We start from the raw sequence: 26,191 nt of genomic DNA, 5'->3' as shown, positions 1-26,191 counted from the left end.
GGCCGAGGAGGGCATCCCATGCCGCACGTCATCCCGAGTCTGTGGTTCGACAGCGAGGCGCTGGAGGCCGCCGAGTACTACGTCTCCGTCTTCCCGAACTCGCGGATCGACCGCGTGACCCACTACCAGGAGGGCGGGCCCCGCCCCCCGGGCTCCGTCCTCACCGTCGACTTCACCCTCGACGGGACCCGGCACAACGCGCTCAACGGCGGCCCCGAGTTCCACTTCACCGAAGCGGTCTCGCTCGTCGTCGAGTGCGCCGACCAGGCCGAGATCGACCACTACTGGGACGCCCTGAGCCTCGGCGGCTCCGAGGGCCCCTGCGGCTGGCTCAAGGACCGCTGGGGCCTGTCCTGGCAGGTCGCGCCGATCCCCTTCCTCGACCTCCTCGCGGGCCCGGACCAGGAGCGCGCGGGGCGCGCGATGGCCGCCATGATGAAGATGGGCAAACTCGACCTCGCGACGCTCATGGCGGCGGCGGACGGGGACGGGAAGTAGGGACTTCGGCCGTACGACCCCGGAGAACGCCCCCGGACGAGTCCCCCTTCAGGCGCCTAAGCGGACGCGCCCAGCCCCCGCAGCACCTCGCGCGCGCACGCCGCCGGGTCGCCGGACGTCGTGTCCGCCTCGGTGTCGTAGCGCACGCCTTCGTGCACCAGGAGGGCCTGGCGTGCCGCCATGCCCCGCACCCGGTCCGCGCGTCCGGCCTCGCGCGCCTCGGCGACGGCGGGGGCGCAGCGCACGCCGACCCAGGCGGTCCGCAGCCCCGTGAGCGCGTGCGCCCAGCGGGCCTGCGAGGCCGCGCCGCCGAGGAAGACGTCGTCCACCAGGACGCGTGTCCCGGCCCGCGCGGTCGCCGCGACGCCCGCCATCCAGGCGGCCTCGACGCGGCGGAAGGTCTCCCCCGGGCTGACCGAGCCGTCCGCCGCGAGGACGATCCCCTCGCCCGTCCCGCCCGCGCCTTCCTCGCGCAGCGCGGCGGGCAGTGCCGCGACGAGATCGTCCACGGCGCACAGGAGCCAGGGTTCGGGGAGCAGGAGGTCCTGGAGGGCACGGGCGAGGCTCGTGGTGCCGGAGCTGGAGCCGCCGTTCAGGACGAGGACGTCGTGAGGGAGCACGCGCGCAGGATACGGCACGCGCGCCGCGTACGAGGGTCCGTACGCGGCGCGCGTGCGGTCAGTCCGTCGCCGGTTCCGTCCTCGTCCCCTTGCCCGTCTCGGTCTCGGTGCGGAAGACGAGGCGGGGGGCGCCTTCCTCGGCGTCCACGACGAGGGCGGTGTGCTCGGGGAGTTCGCCGCGCAGGAGTTTGCGCGAGAGCTCGTTGGTGACCTCGCGCTGGATGGTGCGGCGCAGCGGGCGGGCCCCGTACTCGGGCTGGTAGCCGTGGTGGGCGATCCAGGCGACGGCGGCGGGGGTGAAGGTGACCTCGACGCCCTGGGCGCGCAGTCCGCGCCGCGTCTCGTCGAGCAACAGGTCGGTGATCTTCCGCAGTTGGGTGTCGTCGAGCTGGCGGAAGATGACGATCTCGTCGATGCGGTTGAGGAATTCGGGCCGGAACTGCTCGCGCAGGGGACGCAGGACGCGTTCCCTGCGGTCCTCCTCGTCGCTCTCGGTGTCGTTGCTGCCGAAGCCGAGCCGGCCCTTGCTCGTGATCGCCTCCGAGCCGAGGTTGCTCGTCATGACGATGACGGTGTTGGTGAAGTTGACGGTGCGGCCCTGGGAGTCGGTGAGACGGCCGTCGTCGAGCACCTGGAGGAGGATGTTGAAGACGTCGGGGTGCGCCTTCTCGATCTCGTCGAGCAGGAGCAGCGAGTACGGGTTGCGCCGCACCGCCTCGGTGAGCTGCCCGGCCTCCTCGTGGCCGACGTAGCCGGGGGGCGCCCCGACGAGCCGTGAGACGGTGTGGCGTTCCTGGTACTCGCTCATGTCGAGCCGCACCATGCGGTCCTCGCTGCCGAAGAGCGCTTCGGCGAGGGTGCGGGCGAGTTCGGTCTTGCCGACGCCCGTGGGGCCGAGGAAGAGGAAGCTGCCGATGGGCCGGTCGCCCGTGGAGAGCCCGGCGCGCGAGCGCAGGACCGCGTCGGCGACGGCCGTCACGGCCTCGTCCTGCCCGATGACCCGGGCGTGGAGGTGCTCCTCCAGACCGAGCAGCCGCTCCTTCTCCTCCTGCGTGAGCGAGCTGACGGGAATGCCGGTCTGGCGCGAGACGACACCGGCGACATCGTCGATCGTGACCTCGGCGATGGTGTCCTTGTTGGGGTGCGGATCGCCGCTGGACTCGATGCGCCGCTCCAGTTCACCGAGCTTGTCCCGCAGTTCGGTGGCGCGTTCGTACTGCTCGGCGGCGACGGCCTGGTCCTTGTCGCGGCGCAGCTGCTCGGCCTCGCGCTGGAGGGCGCGCACGTCGGTGCCGCGGGTCGAGGAGCGCATGCGGACGCGGGCGCCCGCCTGGTCGACGAGGTCGATCGCCTTGTCGGGGAGGAAACGGTCGGTGAGGTAGCGGTCGGAGAGTTCGACGGCCGCGACGAGGGCCTCGTCGGTGTAGCGGACCTGGTGGTGGGCCTCGTAGCGGTCGCGCAGTCCGCGCAGGATCTCGATGGCGTCCGCGGTGCTCGGTTCGGGCACGAGGATGGGCTGGAACCGGCGGGCGAGGGCCGCGTCCTTCTCGATGTAGCGGCGGTACTCCTCCAGCGTCGTGGCGCCGATGACGTGGAGTTCGCCGCGCGCGAGCGCGGGCTTGAGCATGTTGCTCGCGTCCATCGAGCCGCCGCCCTCGCCACCCCCTCCGCCGCCCGCGCCGACGACGGTGTGGAGTTCGTCGATGAAGAGGATCACCTCGTCGGAGTGCTCGCGGACCTCGTCGACGAGCCCGGTGAGGCGTTCCTCGAAGTCGCCGCGGTAGCGGGTGCCCGCGACGAGGGCGGACAGGTTGAGCTGGACGACGCGGCGGTCGGCGAGGATGTCGGGCACGTCACCGTCGGCCATGCGCTGGGCGAGCCCCTCGACGACGGCGGTCTTGCCGACACCGGCCTCTCCGATGAGGACCGGGTTGTTCTTGCCGCGCCTGGCGAGGACCTCGACGGTCTGCTCGATCTCCTTCTCGCGGCCGATGACGGGGTCGATGCGGCCCTGGCGGGCGGCCTCGGTGAGGTCCGTGCCGTACTTGTCGAGCGTGGGCGTCTTGCTGTTCCCGCCGGGCCTGGCGCCGGGGGTGGGGCCGCGCTCGCCGTTGCCCCAGGCGCCGCTCGGGTGCTCGCCGGGCGCGGGCCCGGGGGCGCCGGGTGAGAAGCGGGCGGCGTCGAGGATGCGCCCCGCGGTGGCGTCCTTGTTGGCGGCGAGGGCCGCGAGGAGGTGTTCCGGGCCGATGTAGGAGGAGCCGGAGGCGCGGGCGATCTCGTGCGAGTCCATGAGCGCGCGCTTGACGGCGGGGCTGACGGCGATGGAGCTGCGTGCCGGGCCGCGCTCTGCGTGCTCGTCGATCTCCGCGCCCACCTGGTCCGGGTCCACTCCGGCCTGGGCGAGCAGTTCCCGGGTGGGCTCGGCGGCGACGGCGGCGCGCAACAGGTGCTCGGTGCCGAGGTCGCTGCTGCCGTTCTGGGCGGCGTAGTTGGCGGCCTGCTGGACGAGCTGCCGGGTCGGCTCGCTCATGAGGCGCGCGAAGTCGTAGTAGCGGGGCTGGCGCCGGCCCTGGGACGGGCTGCCGCCGCCGAAGAAACGCGCGAGGAATTCCCCGAGGGGGTCCTGTCCGTAGTCCTCTGGTCCCATGTACGAGCTCATCTTCGCCACCCGTCAGCGCCGGCGGCCGGGCCGGTGCGGTCGTGCTGGTCAGGTACGCACCCACGGGTTCCCTTCGGGCCCCGGTGTCACACCTGGCCGTGCGCGGGACGGGGAGAGGCCGTACGGGTGTCCGACAGGGACGGGCGGGGCGGGCGGGGGACGCGGGATGCACTCGCACGAAGGACCGCCGGATGGTCGTACCGGTGCGACAAGCAGACAAGTCGACAATGGCGGAGAAGTCGACAAGATCGGCCGCCCGGAGCCGCCCGCGCGTACCCGGTCCCGGTCGACCCGGCGCGCCCCCCTACTCCCCCGCTGCCTTCAGCCGCCCCTCCGCCTCCGCGAGGAGTTCCGTCAGCCGGGCTCCGAAGCGCACGTCGCACGGGTGCGGGATCTTCGTGTCGATCGCCGTGAGCAGCGCGTCGATCGCGGCGGTGAAGGAGGTGACGGAGGAGTCGCGGCCCTCGGGGAGGCTCTCGACGCCCTCGGTGCCCCGGAAGGTGACGGTGACACCCGCGGCGGCCTTGGGGGCGCTCAGGGTCAGGGCCGCCGAACTGGTGGCGCCCGAGGTGTGGCGCAGGATCAGGTGGGTCAGGTCCGGGGCGCCGCGCACGGCCGTGATCGTCTCAATGTCGCCGAGGACGGCGAGGAGCACCGACAGGGCGTGCGGGCCGACGTCCCACAGGCCGCCCTTCTCGCGGCGCCACGGCGAGTCGGGGCTCGGCTCCGCGTCGCTCCCGTACAGGCCCCCGAACCACTCCGCGCGCCCGGTGATCCAGCCGTCCCGCCGGGCGAGGTCCGCGAGCCAGGCGGCGGACGCCGGGGCGAAGCGCATGGTCGTGAAGACGACGGAGGCGACGCCCGCGGCCGTGGCGGCGTCGGCGAGGGCGCGGGCCGTCGCGGCGTCGGTGGCGACCGGCTTGTCGAGGAGGAGGTGGCGGCCCGCCTCGGCGGCACGGGTCGCGAGCGGGGCCTGCACGTCCGGCGGGAGGGCGAAGGCGAGCGCGTCGCTGGCTTCGAGGAGTTCCGCGAAGCCGTCCTCGCCGCTGTGGGCGGGGACGCCGTGGGTGGTGGCGAGTGCGGCGGCGGCCTCGGGCCTGCGGCCCCAGACCCCGGTGAAGGTGACGCCGGGGTGGGCGGCGAGCGCGGGGGCGTGGGTGTGCTCGGCCCAGGAACCGGAGCCGACGAGGCCGATGCGTTGGGTGCTCATGGGAGCAGTCTGCCCCCGCGCCACCCGCGCTGACCAGGGGTGCCCGGTGACAGGCCGGGCGCACTGCGCGTGCGGACGGGGGCGCGGGCCCTGACACTGGCCGTGCGGACCGGCCGGGGCCGCGCCCGCTTCCCGGCCCGAGCCCCGGGAGGCCGGACGATGGCGGAGCAGGAGCGGCACGGCGCGTACCCGCCGATCGCGGAGCACGGCCTCATCGGTGATCTGCGCACGGCGGCGCTCGTCGCGGTGGACGGAAGCGTCGACTGGTTCTGCGCCCCGCGCTTCGACTCGCCGAGCCTCTTCGGCGCGCTGCTCGACGCGCGCGAGGGCGGGCGCTGGCGGATCGCGCCGGTGGCGGAGGGCGAGGCGACGTACCACCAGTTCTACTTCCCGGACACGAACATCCTCGTGACGCGGATGCTCACCGAGGACGGCATCGTCGAGGTGCAGGACTTCATGCCGCTGCTGCGGCCGAAGGACGAGACGCACCGGCAGCGGCTCGTACGGCGCGTGGTGTGCGTGCGAGGGCGGATGCCGATGCGGATGGAGATCGCGCCGCGCATGGATTACGGGCGTGCTCCGCACGAGGCGCGCGCCACGGCGTACGGGGCCGAGTTCGCGGGCCCGGCGGGGGCGCTCGCGCTGCGCACGCGGGTCCCGCTCCGGGTCGAGGGGCGGGACGCGCACGGCGAGTTCACGCTCTCTGCCGGGGAGTCGGCCGCGTTCGTGCTGGAGGACGCGCGCGAGGACGCGGGCGAGACGTCGGCGGCCGAGGTCGAGGAGTTGTTCCTCGGTACGGTCGCGTACTGGCGCGGCTGGCTCTCCCGCTCGGGGTACGCGGGCCGCTGGCGCGAGCGCGTGCACCGCTCCGTACTGACCCTGAAGCTGCTCACGCACGAGCCGAGCGGCGCGGTGATCGCCGCGCCGACGCTCGGCCTGCCGGAGCGGGTGGGTGGGGAGCGGAACTGGGACTACCGGTACGTGTGGATCAGGGACGCGGCGTTCTCGCTGTACGCGTTGCTGCGGCTCGGCTTCACGGAGGAGGCGGACGCCTTCACGGGCTGGCTGACGCGGCTGCTGCGCAAGGCGTGCGTGAGCGGCGAGGGCGGTCCGCTGCGCGCGCTGTACTCGATCGACGGCGACGCGGTGCGCGAGGAGGTCGTGCTCGACCACTGGGAGGGGTACCGGGGCTCGGCGCCGTGCCGGGTCGGCAATGGCGCGAAGGATCAGCTCCAGCTCGACATCTTCGGCGAACTCATCGATTCCGTCTACCTGTTCAACAAGTACGGCAAGGGCATCTCCTACGAGGCGTGGACCGACCTGTGCACACTGCTCGACTGGTTGCTCGACCACTGGGACCAGCCGGACGAGAGCATCTGGGAGACCCGGGCCGGGCGCCAGCGGCACACGTACTCGCGGCTCATGTGCTGGGTCGCCGTGGAGCGCATGGTGCGGGTGGCGCGGCAGCGGGGGCTGCCGGGGGACCTGGGGCGGTGGATGGCGACGCGGGACACCATGTACCGGCAGATCATCGAGGAGGGCTGGGACGAGGAGGCGGGGACGTTCACCCAGCGGCTGCGGCCCGGGGACTGCGCCGAGGCGGAGGAGGCGGTGGGCGGCGACGCGGTGGTGGACGCGGCGCTGCTCCTCATGCCGATGGTGAAGTTCCTCTCCCCCACCGATCCGCGCTTCCTCGGCACGGTGGAGGCCATCCGCCGCGATCTCGTCGCGGACAGCCTCGTCTTCCGCTACGACCCGAGGCTCTCGCCCGACGGCCTGGAGGGCGCCGAGGGCACGTTCTCGATCTGCTCGTTCTGGTGGGTGGAGGCGCTGACGCGGGCGGGGGACGTGGAGGGCGCGCGGCTCGCGCTGGAGAAGATGTTCACGTACGCGAACCACGTCGGGCTGTACGCGGAGCAGATCGGGCCCACGGGCGAGCAACTGGGCAACTTCCCGCAGGCGTTCACGCACCTCGCGCTCATCAGCGCGGCGGTGAACCTGGACCGGACGCTGGGCGGCTGAGCCTCAGCGGGTACGGGCCGACAGGCGCAGTGCCCAGCCGACGAGCGGGGCCTGGAGCGGGACGCGGGCCCAGGCGGCCGCGCGGTAGGGCGTGGGCCTGTGATCCCAGTCGCGTGCCATGCGGATGTTCGCCGGAAGGACGGCGAGGAAGAGCCCGGCGGCCGCGAGGGCGCCCCGGGAACGGGTCGCGGGCAGGGCGACGGCCGCGCCGACCGCGCACTCGGCGACGCCGCTGAGCCGGGTCCAGGTGCGCGGGGAGCCGGGCAGGTTGCGCGGGACGATCGCGTCGAAAGGGGCGGGGCGCGCGAAGTGCAGGGCGCCGGCGCCGATGAGGAGACCGGCGAGGAGGGTGGCGGAGGGGTCGGGGCGGGACATCGGGGGCTCCTCTGGGTGGGGTGTGGCGTGAGCGTACGCCCTGCTCGGGACGGGTGTACGTGGCACGTTCCCTTCCCCGGGTACGCGGGGTGAACCCTGGGCCAACGGGGGTATGCGCTCGCCACGGATCAGGAGCGGGGAGGGCGGCATGACGGCACAGGCCGAGGCGGAGGTCGCGGTGGCGGGGCGCGGGCGGCGGGAGAGCGAGGAGGAGCGGGCGGACCGGCAGTGGAACGAACTCATGCAGGAGGTGCGGGTCGCGCAGACCGGTGTCCAGATCCTCTTCGGTTTCCTGCTGACGGTCGTGTTCACGCCGATGTTCGACGAGCTGTCGCACACGGACACCAACATCTACCTGACGACAGTGGTGCTCGGGGCCCTCGCGACGGGCGCCCTCATATCCCCCGTCCCCTTCCACCGGCTCCTGTCGGGCCGCCGGATCAAGAAGCGGACCGTCGAGTGGGCGGCGCGCATGACCTTCGTCGGCCTCATGCTGCTCCTCGCGACGCTCACCTCCGCCCTCTTCCTCGTCCTGCGCACGGCGACGCACGACGCGTTCGTCCCCTGGTTCGTCGCGGGGGTCGTCGGCTGGTACGTGCTGTGCTGGCTGATCCTGCCGCTGTGGGCGCGGGCGCGGTACTCGGAGCGGGAGGAGTGAGGACGCGGTGGGTCCGGCCGTGCGGACGGCGGCCGGACCCACCGCGCCGGTACGCGGCGGCGCGTACGGGCGGGGTCAGGCGCCCGGGGCGGGCGCCGGCCTGCGGGCGGGCGCGTCGGGAGAGGCAGCGGGCGCGGTGGTTCCGTGCTGCTCCTCCTCGGGGCGGGCCTTGCGGGGCAGCAGGAAGGTGAGGGCGAGGAAGGCCACGAGGAGGCACGCCTGGACGAGCAGCGCGCGGTGGAAGCCGCCCGTGAAGTCGCCCGTCCCGGCGCGGTCGAAGAACACCGAGCCGAAGACCGCGATCCCGAGGGAGCCACCGACCGCCTGGACCGCGGACAGGACGCCCGACGCGGAGCCGATCTCGTCGTCGTCGACCGCCGCCAGGACGAAGCCGAAGAGGGCGGCGATCACCATCCCGGCCCCCGCGCCCGCTACCGCCACGCCCGGCACGATGTCCCAGATCGTGAACGAGGCCGTATCGAGCCCGTCCAGCTCCCACCACAGCACGGCCGCCCCGAGCAACTGGACCAGGGGCCCGAGCTGGAGCACCTTGCGGCCGATCCGGTCCGCGAGGAAGGCGCCGCTGACCGCTCCGCCGATCGCCGTGCCCACCGCGAGCGGCAGGTTGCCGAGGCCCGCCTCGCCCGCGGTGAAGTGCCGGCCGATCTGGAGGTAGAGGGTCAGGACGAGCTGGGTGCCGATCAGCCCGCTGAAGAAGAGGGCGATGCCGCCGAGTCCGACGCTGAAGGCGGCCTTGCGCAGCAGTCCCGGTGTCACGAGGGGTTCGCGGCCGGCCGCCGCCGTATGGCGCTGCTGGACGGCGAAGAGGGCGAAGCCGAGCACCGAGGCGGCCATGCACAGCCACGTCCACAGCGGCCAGCCGTTCTCCTGCCCCTGGTTCAGCGGCAGCACGAGGAGGGCGCAGGACGCCACCACCAGGGCCGCGCCGCTCAGGTCGACCCGCACCGCGCGGTCGCCCGGCCTTCGCGGCACGAACCTCGCCGCGACGATCACTGCCAGGAGGCCGATGGGCAGGTTGACCAGGAACACCGCACGCCAGCCGAGGCCGAAGAAGTCGCCCTCGATGAGGAAGCCGCCCAGGACGGGGCCGACGATGCCGCCGAGCCCGAGGACGGGCCCGAAGATCGCGAAGACCTTGGTCAGCTCGGGCCCGGAGAAGTTCTCCCGCAGCAGCCCCAGGCCCTGCGGGAGCAGCATCGCCCCGGCCGCGCCCTGGAGCAGCCGGAAGACGATGAGCGACGCGATGCCCGGGGCGCTCGCGCACAGCACCGAGCTGAGCGTGAAGGCGGCCAGGCCGAGCAGGAACATCCGGCGCCGCCCGTAGCGGTCGCCGAGCCGGCCGCCGAGGACGAGCCCGGCGCCCAGGGTCAGGGCGTAGCCCCCGATGACCCACTGCAGGCCCGCGGACCCGGCGTCGAGGGACTTCTCCAGGTCCGGGCCCGCGACGTTGACGATGGAGGCGTCCAGGAGGTCCATGATCTCGGCGACGAGCATCACCACGAGGACGAGCCACCGCCACCGGTAGGGCTCGGTGGTCGCGCCGGGGGCGGGGGACGGGTCACGCACAGCAGATACCTCCATCATGAAATAATTCCACCATGAAGGTAAAGTGAGGGCGGTACGTTGTCAAAGTGCCGGCCGGCGGGGACCGCGCGGCAGGAACGGAAGACGGAGAGGGAGAGGCGCGATGGAAGAGGCGGGGCACGAGGGTGTCGCGGCGCGGCGGGAGCGGCTGATGGAGTCGCTGCGGACCTACGGGAGCCACTACGCCGAGCTGAGCCGGCGCTTCGCCGCCTGGCTGGGCCTGCACTCCACCGACGCGACCGCTGTCCTGGAGATCGCCGCCGCCGAGGAGCGCGGCACCCCCCTGTCCCCTGCGCGGCTGAGTGAGCGCATCCCGCTGTCCACGGGCGCGACCACCGCGCTCCTGAACCGCCTCGAAGCGGCGGGGCACATCACGCGCGTCCGCGAGCACTCCGACCGGCGCGTCGTCACCCTGCGCAGCGGGGGGCACATCCAGGAACGGGCGGACGAGTTCTTCGGCCCGCTCGCCGCCCGCCTCGACACCACGATGGCGCGCTGGTCGCCGCACGTCCTGGAGGAGTTCGAGGCGTTCATGGCCGAGCTGAACAGCACCGTGGACACCCACCTCGCGGAACAGGGCACGGCGGGTCCCGAAGCGACGCCGCCCCCGGCGCGGGGCACCGGGGGCGGCGGGACGACGCGTGCGGGTCAGGACAGGTCGATGCCCGGGTAGAGCGGGTGCTTGGCGAGGAGGTCGGCGGCCTGCTCGGCGGTACGGGCCGCGAGGCCGTCCTCGATGACGTACTGAGCCTTGGAGGGCTTGCCCGACTTCGTCGTGCCGGGGCTCGTGCCGCGCAGGACGCCGTCGATGAGGGCCGCGACCTCGTCGAGTTCGGCGGTGCCGAGGCCGCGCGTCGTGAGCGCGGACGTGCCGAGCCGGATGCCGCTCGTGTACCAGGCGCCGTTGGGGTCCTGCGGGACGGCGTTGCGGTTGGTGACGACGCCCGAGTCGAGGAGCGCGGACTCGGCCTGCCGCCCGGTGAGGCCGTAGCCGGAGACGTCGAGGAGGACGAGGTGGTTGTCGGTGCCGCCCGTGACGAGCTTCGCGCCGCGCTTGGCGAGCCCCTCGGCGAGGGCGCGCGCGTTGTCGACGATCTGCCCCGCGTACGTCTGGAACGCCGGCTGCCTGGCCTCGGCCAGGGCGACGGCCTTGGCGGCCATGACGTGCGGGAGCGGGCCGCCGAGGACCATGGGGCAGCCGCGGTCGACGTGCTCGGCGAGGGACTCCTCGCACAGCACCATGCCGCCGCGCGGGCCGCGCAGGGACTTGTGCGTCGTGGTCGTCACGATGTGCGCGAAGGGGACCGGGTCGTACTCGCCGGTGAGCACCTTGCCCGCGACGAGCCCGGCGAAGTGCGCCATGTCGACCATGAGCGTCGCGCCGACCTCGTCCGCGATCTCGCGCATGACGCGGAAGTTGACGAGGCGCGGGTAGGCGGAGTACCCGGCGATGAGGATGAGCGGGCGGAACTCGCGGGCGGCGGCGCGTACGGCGTCGTAGTCGATACGGCCCGTCTCGGGGTCGGTGCCGTAGCTGCGCTGGTGGAACATCTTTCCACTGATATTGGGGCGAAAGCCGTGCGTGAGGTGGCCGCCCGCGTCGAGCGACATACCCAGCATGCGCTGGTCGCCCAGCGCGCGCCGCAGCTCGGCCCAGTCCTCCTCGCTCAGGTCGTTGACGCCCCGTACCCCCGCCCGCTCCAGGGCCGGGCTCTCGACGCGCTGCGAGAGGACCGACCAGAAGGCGACGAGGTTCGCGTCGATGCCGGAGTGCGGCTGCACGTAGGCGTGGTCGGCGCCGAAGAGGGCGCGGGCGTGCTCGGCGGCGATGGACTCGACGGTGTCGACGTTGCGGCAGCCCGCGTAGAAGCGGTGCCCGGCGGTGCCCTCGGCGTACTTGTCGCTCATCCAGTTGCCCATCGCGAGGAGCGTCGCGGGGGACGCGTAGTTCTCGCTCGCGATGAGCTTGAGGGACTCGCGCTGGTCGGTCAGCTCCTGGCCGATCGCGGCGGCGATGCGGGGCTCGACGGAGCGGACGACGTCGAGGGCGCCGCGGAAGGCGGCGGAGGCGAGGGCGGGGTCGGTGGACGCGGGGTGCTCGGGTGCGGTGGACATGACTCACTCCCAGGTCAGTGCCGAACAGTCCGGTGTCGAACGGTTCAGCGTCGAATGGCCCAGGCGCACGACCGCACACCGGGCGGCGGCACCGCCCGTGCGGGGGCCGCTTCCTCGTGGTCGATTCCACTGTTCGCGCCAGTCACGGCCCCGGAGGCAGGCTAGCAAGGAACAGGGGGCGAAGGGCTCGTCCGGCTCACGATGCGGGACGCCGCGAGCGGGGTGCGCGCGAAGGAGGATCATGGACGTGTCCGGGGGACGGCCCCGGCCGCCAGACCACCGACGGAGGCCACGCTGTGCAGTACGTGAAACTCGGCTCGACAGGGCTGGACGTCTCGCGCCTCACCCTGGGGTGCATGAGCTTCGGCGTTCCCGGCCGGGGCAATCACGCGTGGACGCTCGACGAGGAGCGCTCGCGTCCCCTGATCCGGCGGGCGATCGAAGCGGGCCTCACCTTCTTCGACACCGCCAACGCCTACTCGGACGGCACGAGCGAGGAGATCGTGGGGCGCGCGCTGAAGGACTTCGCTCGCCGCGAGGACGTCGTGCTCGCCACGAAGGTGTACATGCCGATGCGCCAGGGCCCCAACGGCGGCGGGCTCTCGCGCAAGGTGATCCTGCACGAGATCGACGCGAGCCTGCAGCGGCTCGGCACCGACTACGTGGACCTCTACCAGATCCACCGCTTCGACGCGGCGACGCCCGTCGAGGAGACGATGGAGGCGCTGCACGACGTCGTGAAGGCGGGCAAGGCCCGTTACATCGGGGCGAGTTCGATGTACGCCTGGCAGTTCTCGAAGCTCCAGTACACGGCGGCGGCGCACGGCTGGACGCGCTTCGTGTCGATGCAGGACCACTACAACCTGCTCTACCGCGAGGAGGAGCGCGAGATGCTGCCGCTCTGCGCGGATCAGGGCGTGGGCGTGCTGCCGTGGAGCCCGCTGGCCCGCGGGCGGCTCACCCGTCCGTGGGACGCGGAGACGGAGCGGACGCGCACGGACGAGTTCGGCAAGACGCTCTACGCGGAGGGCGACCGCGAGATCGTCGAGGCGGTCCAGCGGATCGCGACGGCCCGCGAGGTGCCCGCGGCGCGGGTCGCGCTCGCGTGGCTGCTCCAGCGGCCCGGGGTCACCTCGCCGATCGTCGGCGTGACGAAGGAGTCGCACCTGACGGACGCGCTCGCCGCGCTGGACCTCGTCCTGGACGAGAAGGAGATCGCCGCGCTGGAGGCGCCGTACGGGCCGCACGAGGTGGCGGGGCACTGACGGCGGCTGGGGGCCGGTACGGGGACGGGGCACCGCCGTTCGCATACCGGCCGCCCCACCTCCGCACGAACCTCGCCTCCGCACGTTCCACCTCCGTACGTTCCGCCTCCGTACGATTCCCACCTCCCCACGATCCCCGCACCACGCCCCCGCCCGGCGGTACGATCATCGTGCTGCCCGAGGGTGCGCGGCGCCCCTGACGACCGTGACGACGAGGCGAGGCATGGCTGCCCAGATCAACACCCTCCAGATCAGCGCGACCAACCCCGAGCACCCCGCTCTCCTCCTGGACCTTCCCTGGGAGCTGCCCCTGGAGGAGTGGCCGGAGCGGTATCTCGTGCCCCTGCCGCGGGGCATCTCGCGGCACGTCGTGCGGTACGCGCGGGCCGGGGACGAGGTGCTCGCGGTGAAGGAGCTGGCGACGCGGCCGGCCGAGCGCGAGTACACCCTCCTGCGGGACCTGGACCGGCTCGGGATTCCGGCGGTCGATCCGCTCGCGGTCGTGACGGGACGGACGGCGGCGGACGGGGAGCCGCTGGAGACCGCGCTCATCACGCGGCACCTGGGCGGCTCGATGCCGTACCGCTCGATGTTCGAGACGACGATGCGTCCCTCGACGATGAACCGCCTCATGGACGCGCTCGCCGTGCTCCTCGTGCGCCTGCACCTCGTGGGCTTCGCGTGGGGCGACTGCTCGCTGTCGAACACGCTCTTCCGCCGCGACGCGGGCGCCTTCGCCGCGTACCTCGTGGACGCCGAGACCGGCGAGACGCACACGACGCTGAGCCGGGGCCAGCGCGAGTACGACATCGACCTCGCGCGCGTGAACATCGCGGGCGAGCTGCTCGACCTGGAGGCCTCGGGAGCGCTGCACCCCTCGGTGGACCCGGTCGAGTTCTCGGCGGCCCTCGCGGCCCGGTACGAGGAGCTGTGGACGGAGCTGACGCGGCAGTCGGTCTATCCGGCGGACAAGCGGCACTACATCGACCGGCGGGTGCGGCGCCTCAACGACCTGGGCTTCGACGTCGCCGAGATGCAGATCGGCTCGACGCGGGACGGCGAGCGCATCACCTTCCTGCCGAAGGTCGTCGACGCCGGGCACCACCAGCGGCAGTTGCTGCGGCTGACGGGGCTCGACGCGGAGGAGAACCAGGCGCGGCGGCTGCTCGGCGATCTGGAGACGTGGATGGCGACGCAGGAGGACTACGCGCCCGGGGACCCGGCGGGCGCGCGCACCGAGGTGCTCGCGCACCGCTGGGTCCGCGAAGTCTTCCGGCCGGCCGTGCGAGGGGTGCCGCTGGACCTGCGGCGGAACCTCGATCCGGCGCAGGTCTACCACGAACTCCTGGAGAATCGCTGGTACTTGTCGGAGCGTTCGGGGCGGGACGTGGGGCTCGCCGAGGCGACCCGTGACTACGTGGAGCGGGTGCTGCCCGGGCAGGGACCCGCTGCGGGGTGAGCCTTCCCGTCCGGGCAGCGTCGCTCAGTGGCCGCCCGCTGCCGCTTTCTGCTGCTCCTTCGCCGCCGCGCCCGTCGTGACGTGCACGTAGTCGACGACGAGTTGCTGCGGGAGCTGCGTGGAACCGTCCGGGTCACCGGGCCAGTAGCCGCCGACCGCGAGGTTGAGGATGACGAAGAACGGCTTGTTGAAGACCCACTGGTTGCCGTTCAGGTCAGCGGGGGTGCGGGTCTGGTAGACGGTGCCGTCGACGGACCAGCTGATCGAGTCGGGGTTCCAGTCGACCGCGAAGGTGTGGAAGTCGTCGGCGAAGGCGGCGCCGCCGGGGAGCGAGTAGCCCGCGCCGATCCCGCCCGAGCCGGAGTAGCCGGGCCCGTGGATCGTGCCGTGCACGGTGTTCGGCTCGAAGCCGACGTTCTCCATGATGTCGATCTCGCCCGAGTTGGGCCACCCGACCGAGCCGATGTCGTCGCCGAGCATCCAGAAGGCCGGCCAGATGCCCTGCCCGCGCGGGATCTTCATGCGGGTCTCGACGTGCCCGTAGGTGCTGCTGAACTTGCCGGAGGTGTTGAGCCGCGCGGAGGTGTACTCGCAACTCCCGTACCAGCACTGGTATCCGGCCGGGTTCTCCTTCTTGGCGGTGATGACGAGGTGGCCGTCCCCGTCGAGGGCCGCGTTGTCGGTGCCCGAGGTGTAGTACTGCCGTTCGTGGTTGTCGACGTTGTCGCCGGTCTCCAGCTGCCACTTGGAGCCGTCGACGGCCGAGCCCGCCGCGCCGTCGAAGTCGTCGGTGAAGCTCGCGGCGGCCGCGGCCCGGGCGGGCTCGGCGTTCGCGGAGGCGGGCAGGAGCGCTGTGGCGCCGAGGGCGGCGGCCACGACGAGTGCGGAGAGCGGGCGGCGCCGCCGGAGGGCGCTCAAGTGGGTTCGCACGGGGGTCACTTCGCTTTCGGTGGGGGAAGTGGTGGGGGGACCTGTGCCGGCGCGGGGGGCGGGAGGGCGTACGGGGCGTGGGGGCCCGGTGCGTGGTGTGCCCGCGCGCCCGGTGCACACTCCGCCCTCGCCAGGAAGTGAAGCCACGGGACCGTGGGGGGCCTCCGCCGCGTTCACTTGTCGGCGTCATCGATTCAAGAGCGGCGGGCGGTGCGCGTCAAGGTGTTCGTCTGGACCAATTGGGGCGCGTGGCTTCCTGGTTGCCCGGCGTGCGGCTGTCCTCGGCCGGGGAGACGCGGCGCTCGGCCGCCGCGCGGAGGCGCTCCGCCATGGCCGCGCAGCGGTCGACCAGCTCGGGCGGTTCGATGACCTCGAAGGGGTGCCCGAGCATCGCGACGTACGCGAGGACGCGGTCCGGCGCGCTGCCGCCGCTGAGGAGTTCGCAGGTGTGCTCGTCCCGGGCGTGGATCAGCGCGGCGGAGGCGGGGACCTGAGCGCGGACCTCTTCGGCGGGGGCGTGCACGAGGAAGCGGGCGCGGTGCGGGTAGGCGCCCGTGACCACGCCGCGCTGGACGTAGGCCGCCGCGTCCTCGGGGGCCGGGCGCGGGGTGAACCGCCAGGTGCGCGCGGCGACCTCGGTCATGCGGTCGACGCGGAACGTGCGCCAGCCCTCGCGGTCGAGGTCGTACGCGAGGAGGTACCACCTGCGGTCGGAGGCGACGAGGCGGTACGGCTCGACGCGGCGCTCGGTCACCTCGCCGCGCGAGGGGTAGCGGAAGCGGGCCTCGACCTCGTCGCGACAGGCCCCGGCGAGGGTCACGAGGCTCGCGGGCTCCACGCGCTCGGGGCCGCCCTCGAAGAAGTCGACGGCCCCGGCGAGCGCGCTCACCTCGTGGCGCAGCCGGGCGGGCATGACGCGGTCGATCTTGGCGAGGGCGCGCAGCGCCGCCTCGCCCGCGCCGGCCCCTCCCCCGCCGGCGCCGGCGAGCAGCGAGGCCGCGGTGGCGGTCGCCTCCTCGTCGTCGAGCAGCAACGGCGGCAGCTCGCTGCCCGCCCCGAGCCGGTAGCCCCCGCCGACGCCCTGGAGGGCGTGCACGGGGTAGCCGAGCGCGCGCAGCCGCTCGACGTCGCGGCGCACGGTACGGCTCGTGACGCCGAGCCGCCCGGCGAGCTCGGGGCCGCTCCAGCTGCGCCCGCGCTGGAGGAGGCCAAGGAGGACGAGCACCCGTTCGGTCGTACTCCGTTCGCCGTCATGTGCCGTCGTCTCCGTCACCGTTCCCCCTCGTCCGCGGTCGCCGCGCCCACTGTGGCAGATGACGCGGACAGAAGCGGTCCGCTTTCCCTGTCAGGGTGCGCACACACCCGACGACGCGCGAGCGCGACGGACGACCGCCGCGAAGAGCGCACGACGAACGGAGCCCGTCATGAGCCGCGCCTTCCAGGTGACCTTCGGCGCCCACGACCCGGTGGCCCTCTCCCTCTTCTGGCGCGAGGCGCTCGGGTACGTGCTCCCCGGCCCGCCCGGCGTCGACCTCGCCGAGGGCGAGGACCCGCTCGCGGCGTGGGACGCCTTCCTCGCCCGGCTCGGGGTGCCGGAGGAGGCGCGCGGGACACGCTCGGCGATCGAGGACCCGGCGGGCGCCGGGCCCCGGGTCTTCTTCCAGCAGGTGCCGGAGGGGAAGACGGCGAAGAACAGGGTGCACCTCGATGTACGGGCCGCGCCCGGGCTCGCGGGCGAGGAGCGGATGGCGGCGCTGGAGGCGGAGTGCGCGCGGCTCGTGGCCCTCGGGGCCCGGCGGCTCGAACGGTTCGAACCGGAGCCGCCGCTGAGCACGGGGCACCTCGCCCTCGCGGACCCGGAGGGCAACGAGTTCTGCCTCGACTGAGGGGCCGGAGCGGGACCGGCGCGGGCCCCGGCGCGAGGCCGCTTCGCGGGCCCCGCCGGGGCGAACCGGGCCTCCCCCACCTCCCCGGCCGGCTCCGCGAACTCGTTCGTATGATCGAAGTATGACCACCCACCTTTCTCCCGCCGAGGCACGCGAGCGCCTCAAGGAGCTGACCGTCATCGACGTCCGCTCCCCCGGCGAATTCGCCGCCGGGCACCTGCCCGGTGCCTACAACGTGCCGCTCGACCAGCTCGACCGGGCCGTGCCGGTGTTGCGCGAGACCACCGGTGACGGCGACCTGCTCGTCGTGTGCGCGGCAGGACCGCGCTCGGAGGCCGCGCGCTCGCGGCTCGCGGAGCGGGGCGTCGGCGCCGCGGTCCTCAGCGGCGGCACGAACGCCTGGTCCGAGGAGGGCAACGACCTGGAGCTCTCGGCCGGCGGCAGCCGCACGCCGTGGGACCTGAACCGGCAGGTGCGCCTCGCCGCGGGCTCGCTGGTCCTGCTCGGACTGCTCGCGGGCCGCAAGGCCCCCAAGGCCCGGCTCCTCGCGGTGGCCGTCGCGGGCGGCCTCGTCTACTCCGGCGTCTCGGGCTCGTGCGGCATGGCCGCCGTCCTCGGCAAGCTGCCGTTCAACCGGCCGGACGACAGCGTGGTCGACGCGACGATCGAGGCGCTGCGCGAGCGCTGAACCCTTGCACAGCGAAGGGCCGTTCCGGACGCCGGGGCGGCCCTTTTCGTGTGCCCGCTGTTCCTCCCTCGCGCCCTCGCACGCCCGCCCCGGCGCCTGAGCCGATCGGGGCCGCCGCCGCAACCCGCGCCCGGCTCCGGGCGTTGGCAGGCCACGACCTGGACGAGCGAGGGAGTGTCATGGCGAGGGCAGGGAGGGGGCGGATGGCGCGGGCGGTACGGAGGCGACGGGCCGGGGCCCTGGTGCTCGGCCTGGTGTGCGCGGCGGCGGCCGAGCCCGCCGTCGCGGTGCCCAGGCCCGAGCCGCGGGCGGGTGCCGCGTGGCACGCGTGGCGCGCCGCGGGCCCGGAGCGGAACGAGGAGCTGCGCGGGGTCGCGGCGCGCGGCCACGGGGACGCGTGGGCGGTCGGCCACCGCGAGAACGCCGAGGGCGTCGACGTACCCGTGGCCGAGCGTTTCGACGGGAAGGCGTGGCGCGCGACGAACGTGCCGGGTCACGCCGGGACGGGCGAGCTGGACGCCGTGCTCGCCCGCGGGCGCGACGATGTCTGGGCGGTCGGCTCCTGGGACGACGTACCCGCGCACCAGGACCGCGCGCTCGCGCGGCACTGGGACGGTGCGCGCTGGCACGAGGTGGCGCTGCCCGCCGAGCCCGCGCGCCGCTCCGCCTACCCGCTCGCGCTCGCCCCGGGGCGCGGCGCCGAGGTGTGGGCGGTGGGCGTGACGGCGCGGGACCGCGTGGTCGCGCCGCGCCCGCTCGCCTATCGCTGGGACGGGAAGCGATGGGCCTCGCAGCCCCCCGCCGAGCCGGAGGGCGAGGGGCTGCTCTCGGGGCTCGCGGCGGACGGCGCGGGCGGACTGTGGGCGGTGGGGGTCTCGTACGGCGCCAAGGGCGAGGGCCGGCCGCTGGCCGAGCACTGGGACGGCTCGGCCTGGCGGTCCGTACCGGCGCCGCACACGGCGGGCCGCGGCGAGGCGCTCGACGGCGCGACGGCGCTCGCGCCCGACGACGTGTGGGCGGTCGGCGCGAGCGCCCCGCCGGACGGTGCGGGGCCGCGACCGCTCGTCCTGCACTGGGACGGCGCGGTGTGGACGCGCGAGGAGGTGCCGTACGTGGCGGGTCAGCTGCACGCGGTGACGCCGGACGGAGCGGGAGGCGTGTAGGCGGTCGGTGAGCGCGAGGACGCGACGACGCCCGCTTTCTCGCTGCACCGCGACGCGCACGGCACGTGGCGGCTCGTTCCCCCCGCGGGTGGTACGAGCGGCGAGGGCGCCTCGTTCTTCGACGTGGCCCGCGTGCCCGGCGCGTCGCCCGGGGGCCCCGCGCTGTGGGCGGTCGGCTCGACGCTGCCGCGCCTCGACCCGCCGTGGCGGCCCGTCGTGCAGGGGTACGGGCCCCGGGGTCCCGCCGCCTGAGGGGGGAGCGCCGCCGAGCGGGCCGTCCTCAGAGCTTGCGGGCCACCAGGAGGGCGGCGCGGGGGGCGCCGTCGGGGCGGTCGCCGAAGTCGTCGAGCCGGACGAGGCGCTCGGTGAACCCGGCGCGGAGGAGGTCGGCGCGGACCGCGCTGTAGGGCCACGTGCGGTAGTACATGACGAACGGCGGTCTGCGCAGCGCGTTGCGCAGCCGCATCGCCGCGTCGAAACCGCTCGCGGCCCACCACGCGGGAGCCCGCGCGGACAGCGGCGCCGCGAGCGGGAAGGCGAGGACGCCGCCGGGGCGCAGCGCCTGCCGGACCCGGGCGAAGAGCCGGGGGCGGTCGTCAGGCAGGAAGTGGCCGAAGGCGCCGAAGCTCACCGCGAGGTCGTAGCCCTCGCGGAAGGGCAGCGCCATCGCGTCCGCGCGGACCCAGTCCACGGCGGGTGGCCCGCTCACCGGGTGGGCCCGCGCGGCACCCGTACGGGCCACTTCGAGCATCCCGGCACTGAAGTCGACCCCGGTCACGCGGCGCCGGCACAGCGGCAGCAGGGTGCGCAGGCCCGCGCCCGTGCCCGTGCACAGGTCGAGGCCGTCGTCGAAGGGCCCCAGCGGGCGCAGTGCCTTCGTGACCGCGTGCAGCCACGGCTCGGGCGTACGGAAGGGCGTGGCGTCGAACTTGGGCGCGAGCAGGTCGTATCCCTGCTCGACGGAGGAGAGCGCCTGGGTGGCCAGCTCGCGGAGAGTCGGTCCCTGAGAGGTGAACACCCGGCAGAGCGTAGTGGTCCCGGGACCGCCTGTGCGGGAGGCGGGGTGGAGCGCCCGCGGCGGGCGGTACGGGGTTCCCTTCGCGCGACCGCTGTTCAGCCGCGCGCTTCGGGGTACCCGGCGGGAAGGCGGGAGCCTCTCCACTCCCCCGACACAGAACGTTTCATCCGATTAGACCCATATAAAGCTTTTCGGATGATACGCGGAACAGCTTAGGGGGTATCCGTTTCTTATGGACACGACCCAGTGGAACCTGGCGGTCGGCACGACCGCGATCATCATGCCGATCATCGGCGTGTTCCTCGTCGCGGCACTCATCTCGGCCTTCGTCTTCGGGCGCAGGCTCAGGGCACGCCAGCCGGCCCCGCCCACGCCGGACGAGCAGCCCCGTCTGCCCGAGGGCGGCCCGGTGGGCGAGGAGCGCGAGCGGCGCGAGCCGGACGAGATGGAGCCGCGCGAGGCGCGACTGACCCCGCACGAGCTGAACGGCGGCGGGACGGGGAACGACCGGCGCAGCTCCTCGCAGAAGGAGCGCAAGTGGGACGAGAACAGCAGCGGCGGATTCGGGAGCGGTGGCTTCGGCTGAGCCCGCGCGCGCAACGGGGACACGGGGCCGTACCCGCAGGGCCGCACACTCGCGTTCGCGCGGGGTGCGGCCCTCCCCTCGTCGTACGGCGAACAGGGCCCACCGCATCGCCGGGCGCTGTTCGCCGTACCGCCCCGCCGGGGGCGGAAAGATCGTTCCGGGCCGTGGGCAAGGCCGCGAGCGGGCGCTAATCTGCGCACCATGACGGCCTCGACCCCTGACCGGCATACGCACGCCTTCACGCACATCCAGTCCCTGCCGAGCTGGCTCGCCGGGCGGGTCGCGGCGCGCGGCCGACGTCTCGTGACGTCCGCGCTCTCGGGTCTCGGGCTGCGTCTGCCGCACCACGCCGTGCTCGCCTTCGTGAGCGAGCGGGGTCCTGTCGCCCAGGCGGAGATGGTGCGCGAGCTGGGCTTCGACGCGAAGGACGTGGTCCTGCTCCTCAACGACCTGGAGCGCGCGGAGCTGGCGATACGCGAGCCCGACCCGCGCGACCGCCGCAAGAACGCGGTACGGGTCACGGCGCGGGGCGAGCGGACCGTGCTGCACTGCGCGCGGCTCGCGGAGCGCGCCAACGCGGAACTCCTGGCACCGCTCAGCGCCGACGACGCCCGGCACCTGGTGGAGCTGCCGCGGCGCGTGCAGGAGGGGCACTGCGCGCCGCGCTGACGCGCGCCCGGCCGGTCTCGGCCAGGCCGCCGCCCTCTCGGGACTCGGGCTCGACGCACGCGGACACGACGACCCCGCGAGCACGGGCGTACCGGCTCGCGGGTCGGAGGCCGGGCCTCTCGCCGGTTCAGCCGCGCGGGCCCCCCGCCGTCTTCTCGGCCACCGGGGTGACGTGCGTGTCGACACGGTTCATGCACGCGGGGCAGTAGCGCTCTCCGGCGTCGTTCGGGGCGGGCGGGGCATCGGGCACACGGACGCCGCACAGCGCCTTGTCCCCTTCGTCCATCGCGTGCCACACGAGGGACGGGGCTTCCCCCGCGTCCTGGGTCGCCTTCAATATGCGCACGGTTCCTCCTCTCGGCCCGGACGCTCGTCCGGCGCTTCAAGAGAACCCCCGGCCGCCCCCCGGCGCACCCGGAGCCGATGCCCCGTGACACCCCGCGACACCCCCGGCGCCCGCCCTGACGTGCCACGGGACGGCACGCGACGCACCCGGTGGGTCCTCACCCGATTGGGGGCGAGCCGTCCGCCGGGCACCGTAAATCCCTCGCGGGAGGCGTCTTTCGCGGACTACGGTCCCCTCGGCACCGAAGGAGGACGATGCGCAGGATTCACCCCGAGGGGCTTCACCCGACGCCCGGCTACAGCCACGTGACCGTCGTCCCCGCCGGGGTCACGGCCCACCTGTCGGGGCAGTGCCCGCTCGACGCCGAGGGGCGGCTCGTCGGCGAGGGCGACGTCCTGGCCCAGACCGACCAGGTCGTCGCGAACGCGCTGCGGGCCCTCGCCGCCGCGGGAGCCGGCCCGTCCGACGTGGTGCGGGCCGTCGTCCACGTACGGACGCGGGATACGGCGACGCTCGGCGCGGTGTGGCAGCACCTGCGCGCCTCGGCGCTCGGCCCGGCACTCACGGCCGCGGCGACCCTCCTCGGCACCTCGGCGCTCGGCTACCCGGGACAGCTCGTCGAGGTGGACCTGACCGCGGCGCTCCCCGCGGCCTAGGCCCCACCGCACGCGCACCGTACGAACCGGCCTCGCGGCCGCCCCGATCTGCGCCGCGCAGCGCCCCGCGCCCCCGTGGCGACCGGCGACCGGCCGCTCAGCGCCGCGTCACACCTCGCCCGCCGTCCCCGCTCTCCGGGTGACCGCGCTCGCGGGCCAGGACGAGGCCGAGCAGGGCGAGGAGCGCACCCGTGCCGCTGAGGACGTGCAGGGCGACTTCGAGCGGGCCGCGTTCGAAGGCCACTCCGAGCACGAGATTCGCCGCCGCGCACGCGAGCAGCACTCCCCACAGCAGCCCCCTGCGCATGGCCGGTCCTCTCTCCCCGACGGCCCGCGGGCCGTCCCTTTCCCGACTCGCGCGTTGAGCGAGGCAACCGTGGCCCCTTCCCGCGCATCTAGAGAGACGCATGTACCCCCTCCGGGTTCCCCGTTCGCACCACCGCACCACTATGAACCGGGTGTATACCCCCTGTGTATAGTCGTCGCCGGAAACGCGATCCGCCCCCGGATACTGCCCTGACCCGCACTTTCACGGTCGCGGCGGGTCGGCGGTGCGCGTTCGCTCCGGCACCCCGTCCGACCGAAGGAAGTACCGCCATGCCCGCTGTCCCCCGTCCCGCCCGCCGCCGCGGCCGTGCCAGGATCGCCGCCCTCACCGCGAGTGCCGCGCTCGCGCTCGCGCTGAGCGGCTGCACGAGCCTGCACACGGTGAGTCCGGCGAGCGAGCGCGGGCACGCCTCGGCCAAGGTCCTGATGGCCGATCAGCCGGTGGACTGCCGCAAGGCGAAGTGCATCGCGCTCACTTTCGACGCGGGCCCCAGCAAGCACACCCCGCGGCTGCTGAAGATCCTCAAGGAGAAGAAGGTGCACGCGACCTTCTTCCTGCTCGGCAAGAACCACATAGAGCGCTACCCGAAGCTCGTCAAGCAGATCTCGGACGAGGGCCACGAGGTCGCCGAGCACACGTGGTCGCACCGCAGGCTCACGGACCTGTCGGAGAAGGAGGTGCGCCAGGAGCTGTCGCGCACCCAGAACGCCGTCGAGGAGCTCACCGGCAAGGCACCCACGCTGATGCGCCCGCCGCAGGGCCGCACGAGCGACGAGGTCTCGAAGATATGCAAGGAGTTCGGGATAGCGCAGGTGCTGTGGAGCGCGACCGCGAAGGACTACTCGACGACGGACTCGAAGCTCATAGAGAAGCGCATACTCGACCAGTCCAAGCGTGACGGCGTGATCCTCCTGCACGACCTGTACGACGGGACCGTGCCCGCGGTGCCCCACATCATCGACGCGCTCAAGGCGAAGGGCTACACCTTCGTGACCGTGCCCGAGCTGATGGCGCCGGGCGCGCCGAAGCCGGGCCAGGTCTACCGCCCCTGACACGCCGCCACGCGAGGCCGCTCAGAACTCCTCGTGCGTCTCCGGGTCGCCGCCGAGCCGGCGCTCCGGGCGCTCGCCGATGCGGCGCAGGTCCTCGTCGGAGAGCTCGAAGCCGAAGACGTCGAGGTTGGCGCGCTGGCGGCCGGGGTCGGCGGACTTCGGTACGGGCAGGGCGCCGAGCTGGAGGTGCCAGCGCAGCACCGCCTGGGCGGGCGTGACCCCGTGGCGCGCGGAGACCTCGCCGATCGCGGGATCGTCGAGCAGTTCGCTGCCCCGGCCCAGCGGGCTCCAGCTCTGCGTCACGATCGCCTTCTCGCGGTGGAAGGCGCGCAGTTCGTCCTGCGGGAGCAGCGGGTGAAGCTCGATCTGGTTGACGGTGGGGAGCACTCCCGTCTCCGCCTCCAGGCGGCGCACGTGCTCCGGTGTGAAGTTGGAGACCCCCAGGGAGCGGATCAGGCCCTCGTCGCGGAGCTTGATCATCGCGCGCCAGGAGTCCACGTACTTGCCGACGCGGGGCAGCGGCCAGTGGATGAGGTAGAGGTCGACGTACTCGACGCCGAGACGCCGCCTCGACGCGTCGAAGGACTTCAGCGTCTCCTCGTAGCCGTGGTCGCGTCCAGGGAGCTTCGTCGTGACGTACAGCTCCTCGCGCGGCAGTCCGCAGGCCGCGATACCGCGTCCGGTACCGGTCTCGTTGCGGTAGTTGACCGCGGTGTCGAAGAGGCGGTAGCCGGAGGCCGCCGCGGTGCGGACCGCGCTCTCGGCTCCGGCGTCGTCCAGCGGGTAGGTGCCGAGGCCGAGCGCGGGCAGGCGGTGGCCGTCGCTCAGGCCGCGCAGCGGGGCGGGGGTGGTCATACGGGCGCGCTCCTCGTGCCGGGGCCCGGCGGGCCCGTTCCCCTCCTCACCTACCACGCGTCCCGGACGCCACACGCGAACGGGGCCGCTCTCCCTCCGAAAGCGGGTGAGCGGCCCCCGGACGGCGCGTCAGCAGACGCTGTCGGCGGGCTTCGGGTTGCCGAGGCCGAAGAGCGGGCGCAGCTTGAGGCCCACGTACGTGCCGAGGAGCGCCACGGCGCCCCAGATCCAGCCGTGCAGGCTGCCCGAGGCGATGCCCGCGAGGTAGGCGCCGATGTTGCAGCCGCCCGCCATGCGCGCGCCGATGCCCATGAGCATGCCGCCGAGCACGCCCGCGAGAGCGGTGCGTGCCGGGATCGACCGGTGCAGGGTCCACACCCCGCCGGCGGCGGCCGCGACGCCCGCGCCGACCATGATGCCGATGTCCGTGAGGCTGTTCTTGTCGGCCAGGATCGGGCCGTGCAGCTGGGCGGCGTTGCCCGCCTGCCGCCAGTACGCCCAGCCCGAGGGGTCGGCCCCGAGGAAGTCGGCGATGCGGCTGCCCCACAGCACGAAAGCGCTCGTGACCCCCCAGGCGCCGCCCGAGACGAGGAGCACTCCCGCGCCGAGGACGGCGAGGACGAGGGCGCCGGCCCACAGCGTCCAGGAGCCGCGCAGCACCCGGACGGCGGTCGTGCGCGCGGAGGGCGGCACACCGATCGGCGGCGGGTTGCGACGGGCCTGGACGCGGCGGGCGACGACGTACACGACGGCGAGGGCGGCGAGCGTCACGGCGAGGGAGCCGCCCCAGCCGCCGAAGTGGTCCGAGAAGAGGAAGGGATCGGCGGCCGGGAGGTCGCGCCACAGCTCCCACTGCCAGGCGGCGAGCGTCGAGCCCGCGACGAAACCGGCGAGTGTGAGGACGATCGTGCTCTGTCCCGAGCCGACCGCGAAGAGCGTCCCTGAGGCGCAGGCGCCGCCGATCTGCATCCCGACGGCGAAGAGGAACGCGCCGATGAGCAGGCCGAGCCCGATCGGTCCCGCGCTCGGTGCCGGCGTGGTGCCGAAGAGGCCGGTCCCGGTGCCGATGACGAGCGCGAAGAGCGCGGCGGTCGCGCCGAGGAGGAGAGTGTGGGCGCGCAGGCCGGTGCCGTTGCCGACGGCGATGAGCTGTCGCCAGGCGGAGGTGAAGCCGAAGCGGGAGTGGAAGAGCGCGACGCCGAGGGCGATGCCGAGCAGGAGCAGTACGGCGGGCTTGGCGCCGTGCTCGGACCAGGTCCAGGCGGTGAGCCCGGCGCCGAGGACGGCGGCGACGGCGAGCGGGACCTTGTTGACGGGCGGCAGGGGCTCGGCGGCAGGGGACGGGACGCTCGTGGGTACGGGGGCGAGCGGTCCCCTGCGGCTTGCCGGGGTGTCCGCCGTGGGAGCGGGGGCGGTGGTCACGGGGGTGCCTTTCGGGCGGGAGAGTGCGGCGCGACGCGGCGGCCGACCGGGGACGGGGCGGCCCGCTGGGTGGACACGACTGTCCGGATGACGGGACGCGTGGGGT

Annotated in this window: 26 protein-coding genes and 1 riboswitch; of the genes, 13 read left to right on the top strand and 13 right to left on the bottom strand. The window is 73.8% G+C overall.

Annotated features, from left to right (window positions below):
- The first annotated feature begins 18 nt into the window (after positions 1 to 18).
- Complete coding sequence (locus ACIP4O_RS17475) at positions 19 to 498, top strand: VOC family protein (protein WP_401575333.1); 480 nt, start codon at positions 19 to 21, stop codon at positions 496 to 498.
- A gap of 56 nt (positions 499 to 554) precedes the next feature.
- Here the strand turns inward: ACIP4O_RS17475 and ACIP4O_RS17470 are convergent, their stop codons facing one another.
- The 3 genes from ACIP4O_RS17470 to ACIP4O_RS17460 all read right to left on the bottom strand — a co-directional run bounded on the left by ACIP4O_RS17470 (position 555) and on the right by ACIP4O_RS17460 (position 4,987).
- Positions 555 to 1,118 (bottom strand): chloramphenicol phosphotransferase CPT family protein, encoded by a 564-nt coding sequence (locus tag ACIP4O_RS17470; protein ID WP_401575332.1) that lies wholly within the window; start codon positions 1,116 to 1,118, stop codon positions 555 to 557.
- Between the two features lie 58 nt (positions 1,119 to 1,176).
- Entirely contained in the window at positions 1,177 to 3,765 is a 2,589-nt protein-coding gene (locus ACIP4O_RS17465; protein WP_401575331.1) for an ATP-dependent Clp protease ATP-binding subunit, read from the bottom strand.
- Positions 3,766 to 4,081: 316 nt separating this feature from the next.
- Entirely contained in the window at positions 4,082 to 4,987 is a 906-nt protein-coding gene (locus tag ACIP4O_RS17460) for a Gfo/Idh/MocA family protein (RefSeq protein WP_401575330.1), read from the bottom strand.
- Between the two features lie 159 nt (positions 4,988 to 5,146).
- Between ACIP4O_RS17460 and ACIP4O_RS17455 the strand changes: the two genes are divergently transcribed.
- Positions 5,147 to 7,009, top strand: coding sequence for a glycoside hydrolase family 15 protein (locus ACIP4O_RS17455; RefSeq protein ID WP_401575329.1), 1,863 nt, complete (start codon positions 5,147 to 5,149; stop codon positions 7,007 to 7,009).
- Positions 7,010 to 7,012: 3 nt separating this feature from the next.
- Here the strand turns inward: ACIP4O_RS17455 and ACIP4O_RS17450 are convergent, their stop codons facing one another.
- Positions 7,013 to 7,384: a hypothetical protein gene (locus tag ACIP4O_RS17450; RefSeq protein WP_401575328.1), complete on the bottom strand. Its 372-nt coding sequence runs from the start codon at positions 7,382 to 7,384 to the stop codon at positions 7,013 to 7,015.
- Between the two features lie 148 nt (positions 7,385 to 7,532).
- On the opposite strand from ACIP4O_RS17450, the gene ACIP4O_RS17445 reads away from it, so the two are divergent.
- Complete coding sequence (locus tag ACIP4O_RS17445) at positions 7,533 to 8,042, top strand: DUF6328 family protein (protein ID WP_401575327.1); 510 nt, start codon at positions 7,533 to 7,535, stop codon at positions 8,040 to 8,042.
- 75 nt (positions 8,043 to 8,117) lie between these two features.
- Here the strand turns inward: ACIP4O_RS17445 and ACIP4O_RS17440 are convergent, their stop codons facing one another.
- Positions 8,118 to 9,647 carry an MFS transporter gene (locus ACIP4O_RS17440; RefSeq protein ID WP_401575326.1) on the bottom strand — a complete coding sequence of 510 codons (1,530 nt, stop codon included), beginning with the start codon at positions 9,645 to 9,647 and terminating at the stop codon, positions 8,118 to 8,120.
- 103 nt (positions 9,648 to 9,750) lie between these two features.
- Between ACIP4O_RS17440 and ACIP4O_RS17435 the strand changes: the two genes are divergently transcribed.
- Positions 9,751 to 10,320 (top strand): MarR family winged helix-turn-helix transcriptional regulator, encoded by a 570-nt coding sequence (locus ACIP4O_RS17435; RefSeq protein ID WP_010267623.1) that lies wholly within the window; start codon positions 9,751 to 9,753, stop codon positions 10,318 to 10,320.
- Here ACIP4O_RS17435 and ACIP4O_RS17430 read toward each other — a convergent pair.
- The gene (locus ACIP4O_RS17430) at positions 10,296 to 11,762 is read right to left on the bottom strand and encodes a glycine hydroxymethyltransferase (RefSeq protein ID WP_401575325.1); all 1,467 of its coding nucleotides are present in this window, start codon (positions 11,760 to 11,762) and stop codon (positions 10,296 to 10,298) included. The genes ACIP4O_RS17435 and ACIP4O_RS17430 overlap by 25 nt on opposite strands.
- Before the next feature lie 50 nt (positions 11,763 to 11,812).
- Positions 11,813 to 11,918, bottom strand: a riboswitch (ZMP/ZTP riboswitch).
- Between the two features lie 140 nt (positions 11,919 to 12,058).
- Here ACIP4O_RS17430 and ACIP4O_RS17425 point away from each other — a divergent pair.
- Together ACIP4O_RS17425 and ACIP4O_RS17420 are read left to right on the top strand one after the other, a co-directional pair.
- Positions 12,059 to 13,027 (top strand): aldo/keto reductase, encoded by a 969-nt coding sequence (locus ACIP4O_RS17425; protein ID WP_401575324.1) that lies wholly within the window; start codon positions 12,059 to 12,061, stop codon positions 13,025 to 13,027.
- A gap of 223 nt (positions 13,028 to 13,250) precedes the next feature.
- Positions 13,251 to 14,486 carry a DUF4032 domain-containing protein gene (locus ACIP4O_RS17420; RefSeq protein ID WP_401575322.1) on the top strand — a complete coding sequence of 412 codons (1,236 nt, stop codon included), beginning with the start codon at positions 13,251 to 13,253 and terminating at the stop codon, positions 14,484 to 14,486.
- A gap of 24 nt (positions 14,487 to 14,510) precedes the next feature.
- Here ACIP4O_RS17420 and ACIP4O_RS17415 read toward each other — a convergent pair whose 3' ends face one another.
- Both ACIP4O_RS17415 and ACIP4O_RS17410 read right to left on the bottom strand, forming a co-directional pair.
- Complete coding sequence (locus ACIP4O_RS17415; RefSeq protein ID WP_401575506.1) at positions 14,511 to 15,404, bottom strand: family 16 glycosylhydrolase; 894 nt, start codon at positions 15,402 to 15,404, stop codon at positions 14,511 to 14,513.
- Between the two features lie 229 nt (positions 15,405 to 15,633).
- On the bottom strand, positions 15,634 to 16,689 hold the full coding sequence (locus ACIP4O_RS17410; protein WP_401575320.1) for a helix-turn-helix transcriptional regulator: 1,056 nt from the start codon (positions 16,687 to 16,689) through the stop codon (positions 15,634 to 15,636).
- 151 nt (positions 16,690 to 16,840) lie between these two features.
- On the opposite strand from ACIP4O_RS17410, the gene ACIP4O_RS17405 reads away from it, so the two are divergent.
- The 3 genes from ACIP4O_RS17405 (at position 16,841) to ACIP4O_RS17395 (ending at position 19,153) form a co-directional block, all read left to right on the top strand.
- Positions 16,841 to 17,302, top strand: coding sequence for a VOC family protein (locus ACIP4O_RS17405; RefSeq protein WP_401575319.1), 462 nt, complete (start codon positions 16,841 to 16,843; stop codon positions 17,300 to 17,302).
- Positions 17,303 to 17,423: 121 nt separating this feature from the next.
- Positions 17,424 to 17,990: a rhodanese-like domain-containing protein gene (locus ACIP4O_RS17400; protein WP_401575318.1), complete on the top strand. Its 567-nt coding sequence runs from the start codon at positions 17,424 to 17,426 to the stop codon at positions 17,988 to 17,990.
- A 179-nt stretch (positions 17,991 to 18,169) separates the two neighbouring features.
- Complete coding sequence (locus ACIP4O_RS17395; RefSeq protein WP_401575316.1) at positions 18,170 to 19,153, top strand: hypothetical protein; 984 nt, start codon at positions 18,170 to 18,172, stop codon at positions 19,151 to 19,153.
- A gap of 280 nt (positions 19,154 to 19,433) precedes the next feature.
- Here the strand turns inward: ACIP4O_RS17395 and ACIP4O_RS17390 are convergent, their stop codons facing one another.
- Positions 19,434 to 20,171, bottom strand: a complete 738-nt coding sequence (locus ACIP4O_RS17390) for a class I SAM-dependent methyltransferase (RefSeq protein ID WP_401575315.1) — start codon at positions 20,169 to 20,171, stop codon at positions 19,434 to 19,436.
- A 232-nt stretch (positions 20,172 to 20,403) separates the two neighbouring features.
- Here ACIP4O_RS17390 and ACIP4O_RS17385 point away from each other — a divergent pair, with 232 nt between their 5' ends.
- Both ACIP4O_RS17385 and ACIP4O_RS17380 read left to right on the top strand, forming a co-directional pair.
- Positions 20,404 to 20,757: a DUF6479 family protein gene (locus tag ACIP4O_RS17385; RefSeq protein WP_401575314.1), complete on the top strand. Its 354-nt coding sequence runs from the start codon at positions 20,404 to 20,406 to the stop codon at positions 20,755 to 20,757.
- Positions 20,758 to 20,958: 201 nt separating this feature from the next.
- On the top strand, positions 20,959 to 21,426 hold the full coding sequence (locus ACIP4O_RS17380; RefSeq protein ID WP_401575313.1) for a MarR family winged helix-turn-helix transcriptional regulator: 468 nt from the start codon (positions 20,959 to 20,961) through the stop codon (positions 21,424 to 21,426).
- A gap of 127 nt (positions 21,427 to 21,553) precedes the next feature.
- Here ACIP4O_RS17380 and ACIP4O_RS17375 read toward each other — a convergent pair whose 3' ends face one another.
- Positions 21,554 to 21,772: a hypothetical protein gene (locus ACIP4O_RS17375; protein ID WP_401575312.1), complete on the bottom strand. Its 219-nt coding sequence runs from the start codon at positions 21,770 to 21,772 to the stop codon at positions 21,554 to 21,556.
- Between the two features lie 254 nt (positions 21,773 to 22,026).
- Between ACIP4O_RS17375 and ACIP4O_RS17370 the strand changes: the two genes are divergently transcribed.
- Complete coding sequence (locus ACIP4O_RS17370) at positions 22,027 to 22,428, top strand: RidA family protein (RefSeq protein ID WP_401575311.1); 402 nt, start codon at positions 22,027 to 22,029, stop codon at positions 22,426 to 22,428.
- Positions 22,429 to 22,525: 97 nt separating this feature from the next.
- On the opposite strand, the gene ACIP4O_RS17365 is transcribed toward ACIP4O_RS17370, so the two are convergent.
- On the bottom strand, positions 22,526 to 22,735 hold the full coding sequence (locus ACIP4O_RS17365; protein WP_361324557.1) for a hypothetical protein: 210 nt from the start codon (positions 22,733 to 22,735) through the stop codon (positions 22,526 to 22,528).
- A 290-nt stretch (positions 22,736 to 23,025) separates the two neighbouring features.
- Between ACIP4O_RS17365 and ACIP4O_RS17360 the strand changes: the two genes are divergently transcribed.
- Entirely contained in the window at positions 23,026 to 23,808 is a 783-nt protein-coding gene (locus ACIP4O_RS17360; RefSeq protein WP_401575310.1) for a polysaccharide deacetylase family protein, read from the top strand.
- Between the two features lie 21 nt (positions 23,809 to 23,829).
- Here the strand turns inward: ACIP4O_RS17360 and ACIP4O_RS17355 are convergent, their stop codons facing one another.
- Both ACIP4O_RS17355 and ACIP4O_RS17350 read right to left on the bottom strand, forming a co-directional pair.
- A complete protein-coding gene (locus ACIP4O_RS17355; RefSeq protein ID WP_401575309.1) occupies positions 23,830 to 24,663 on the bottom strand; it encodes an aldo/keto reductase in 834 nt (277 codons plus the stop codon).
- A 129-nt stretch (positions 24,664 to 24,792) separates the two neighbouring features.
- Positions 24,793 to 26,085: a YeeE/YedE family protein gene (locus ACIP4O_RS17350; protein ID WP_401575308.1), complete on the bottom strand. Its 1,293-nt coding sequence runs from the start codon at positions 26,083 to 26,085 to the stop codon at positions 24,793 to 24,795.
- Positions 26,086 to 26,191: the final 106 nt, after the last annotated feature.

It is taken from the genome of Streptomyces sp. NPDC088923, from assembly GCF_044749745.1.
GTDB lineage: Bacteria > Actinomycetota > Actinomycetes > Streptomycetales > Streptomycetaceae > Streptomyces.
The sequence above is the reverse complement of the archived record's forward strand: the minus strand, read 5'-3'. Positions and strand labels throughout refer to the sequence as shown.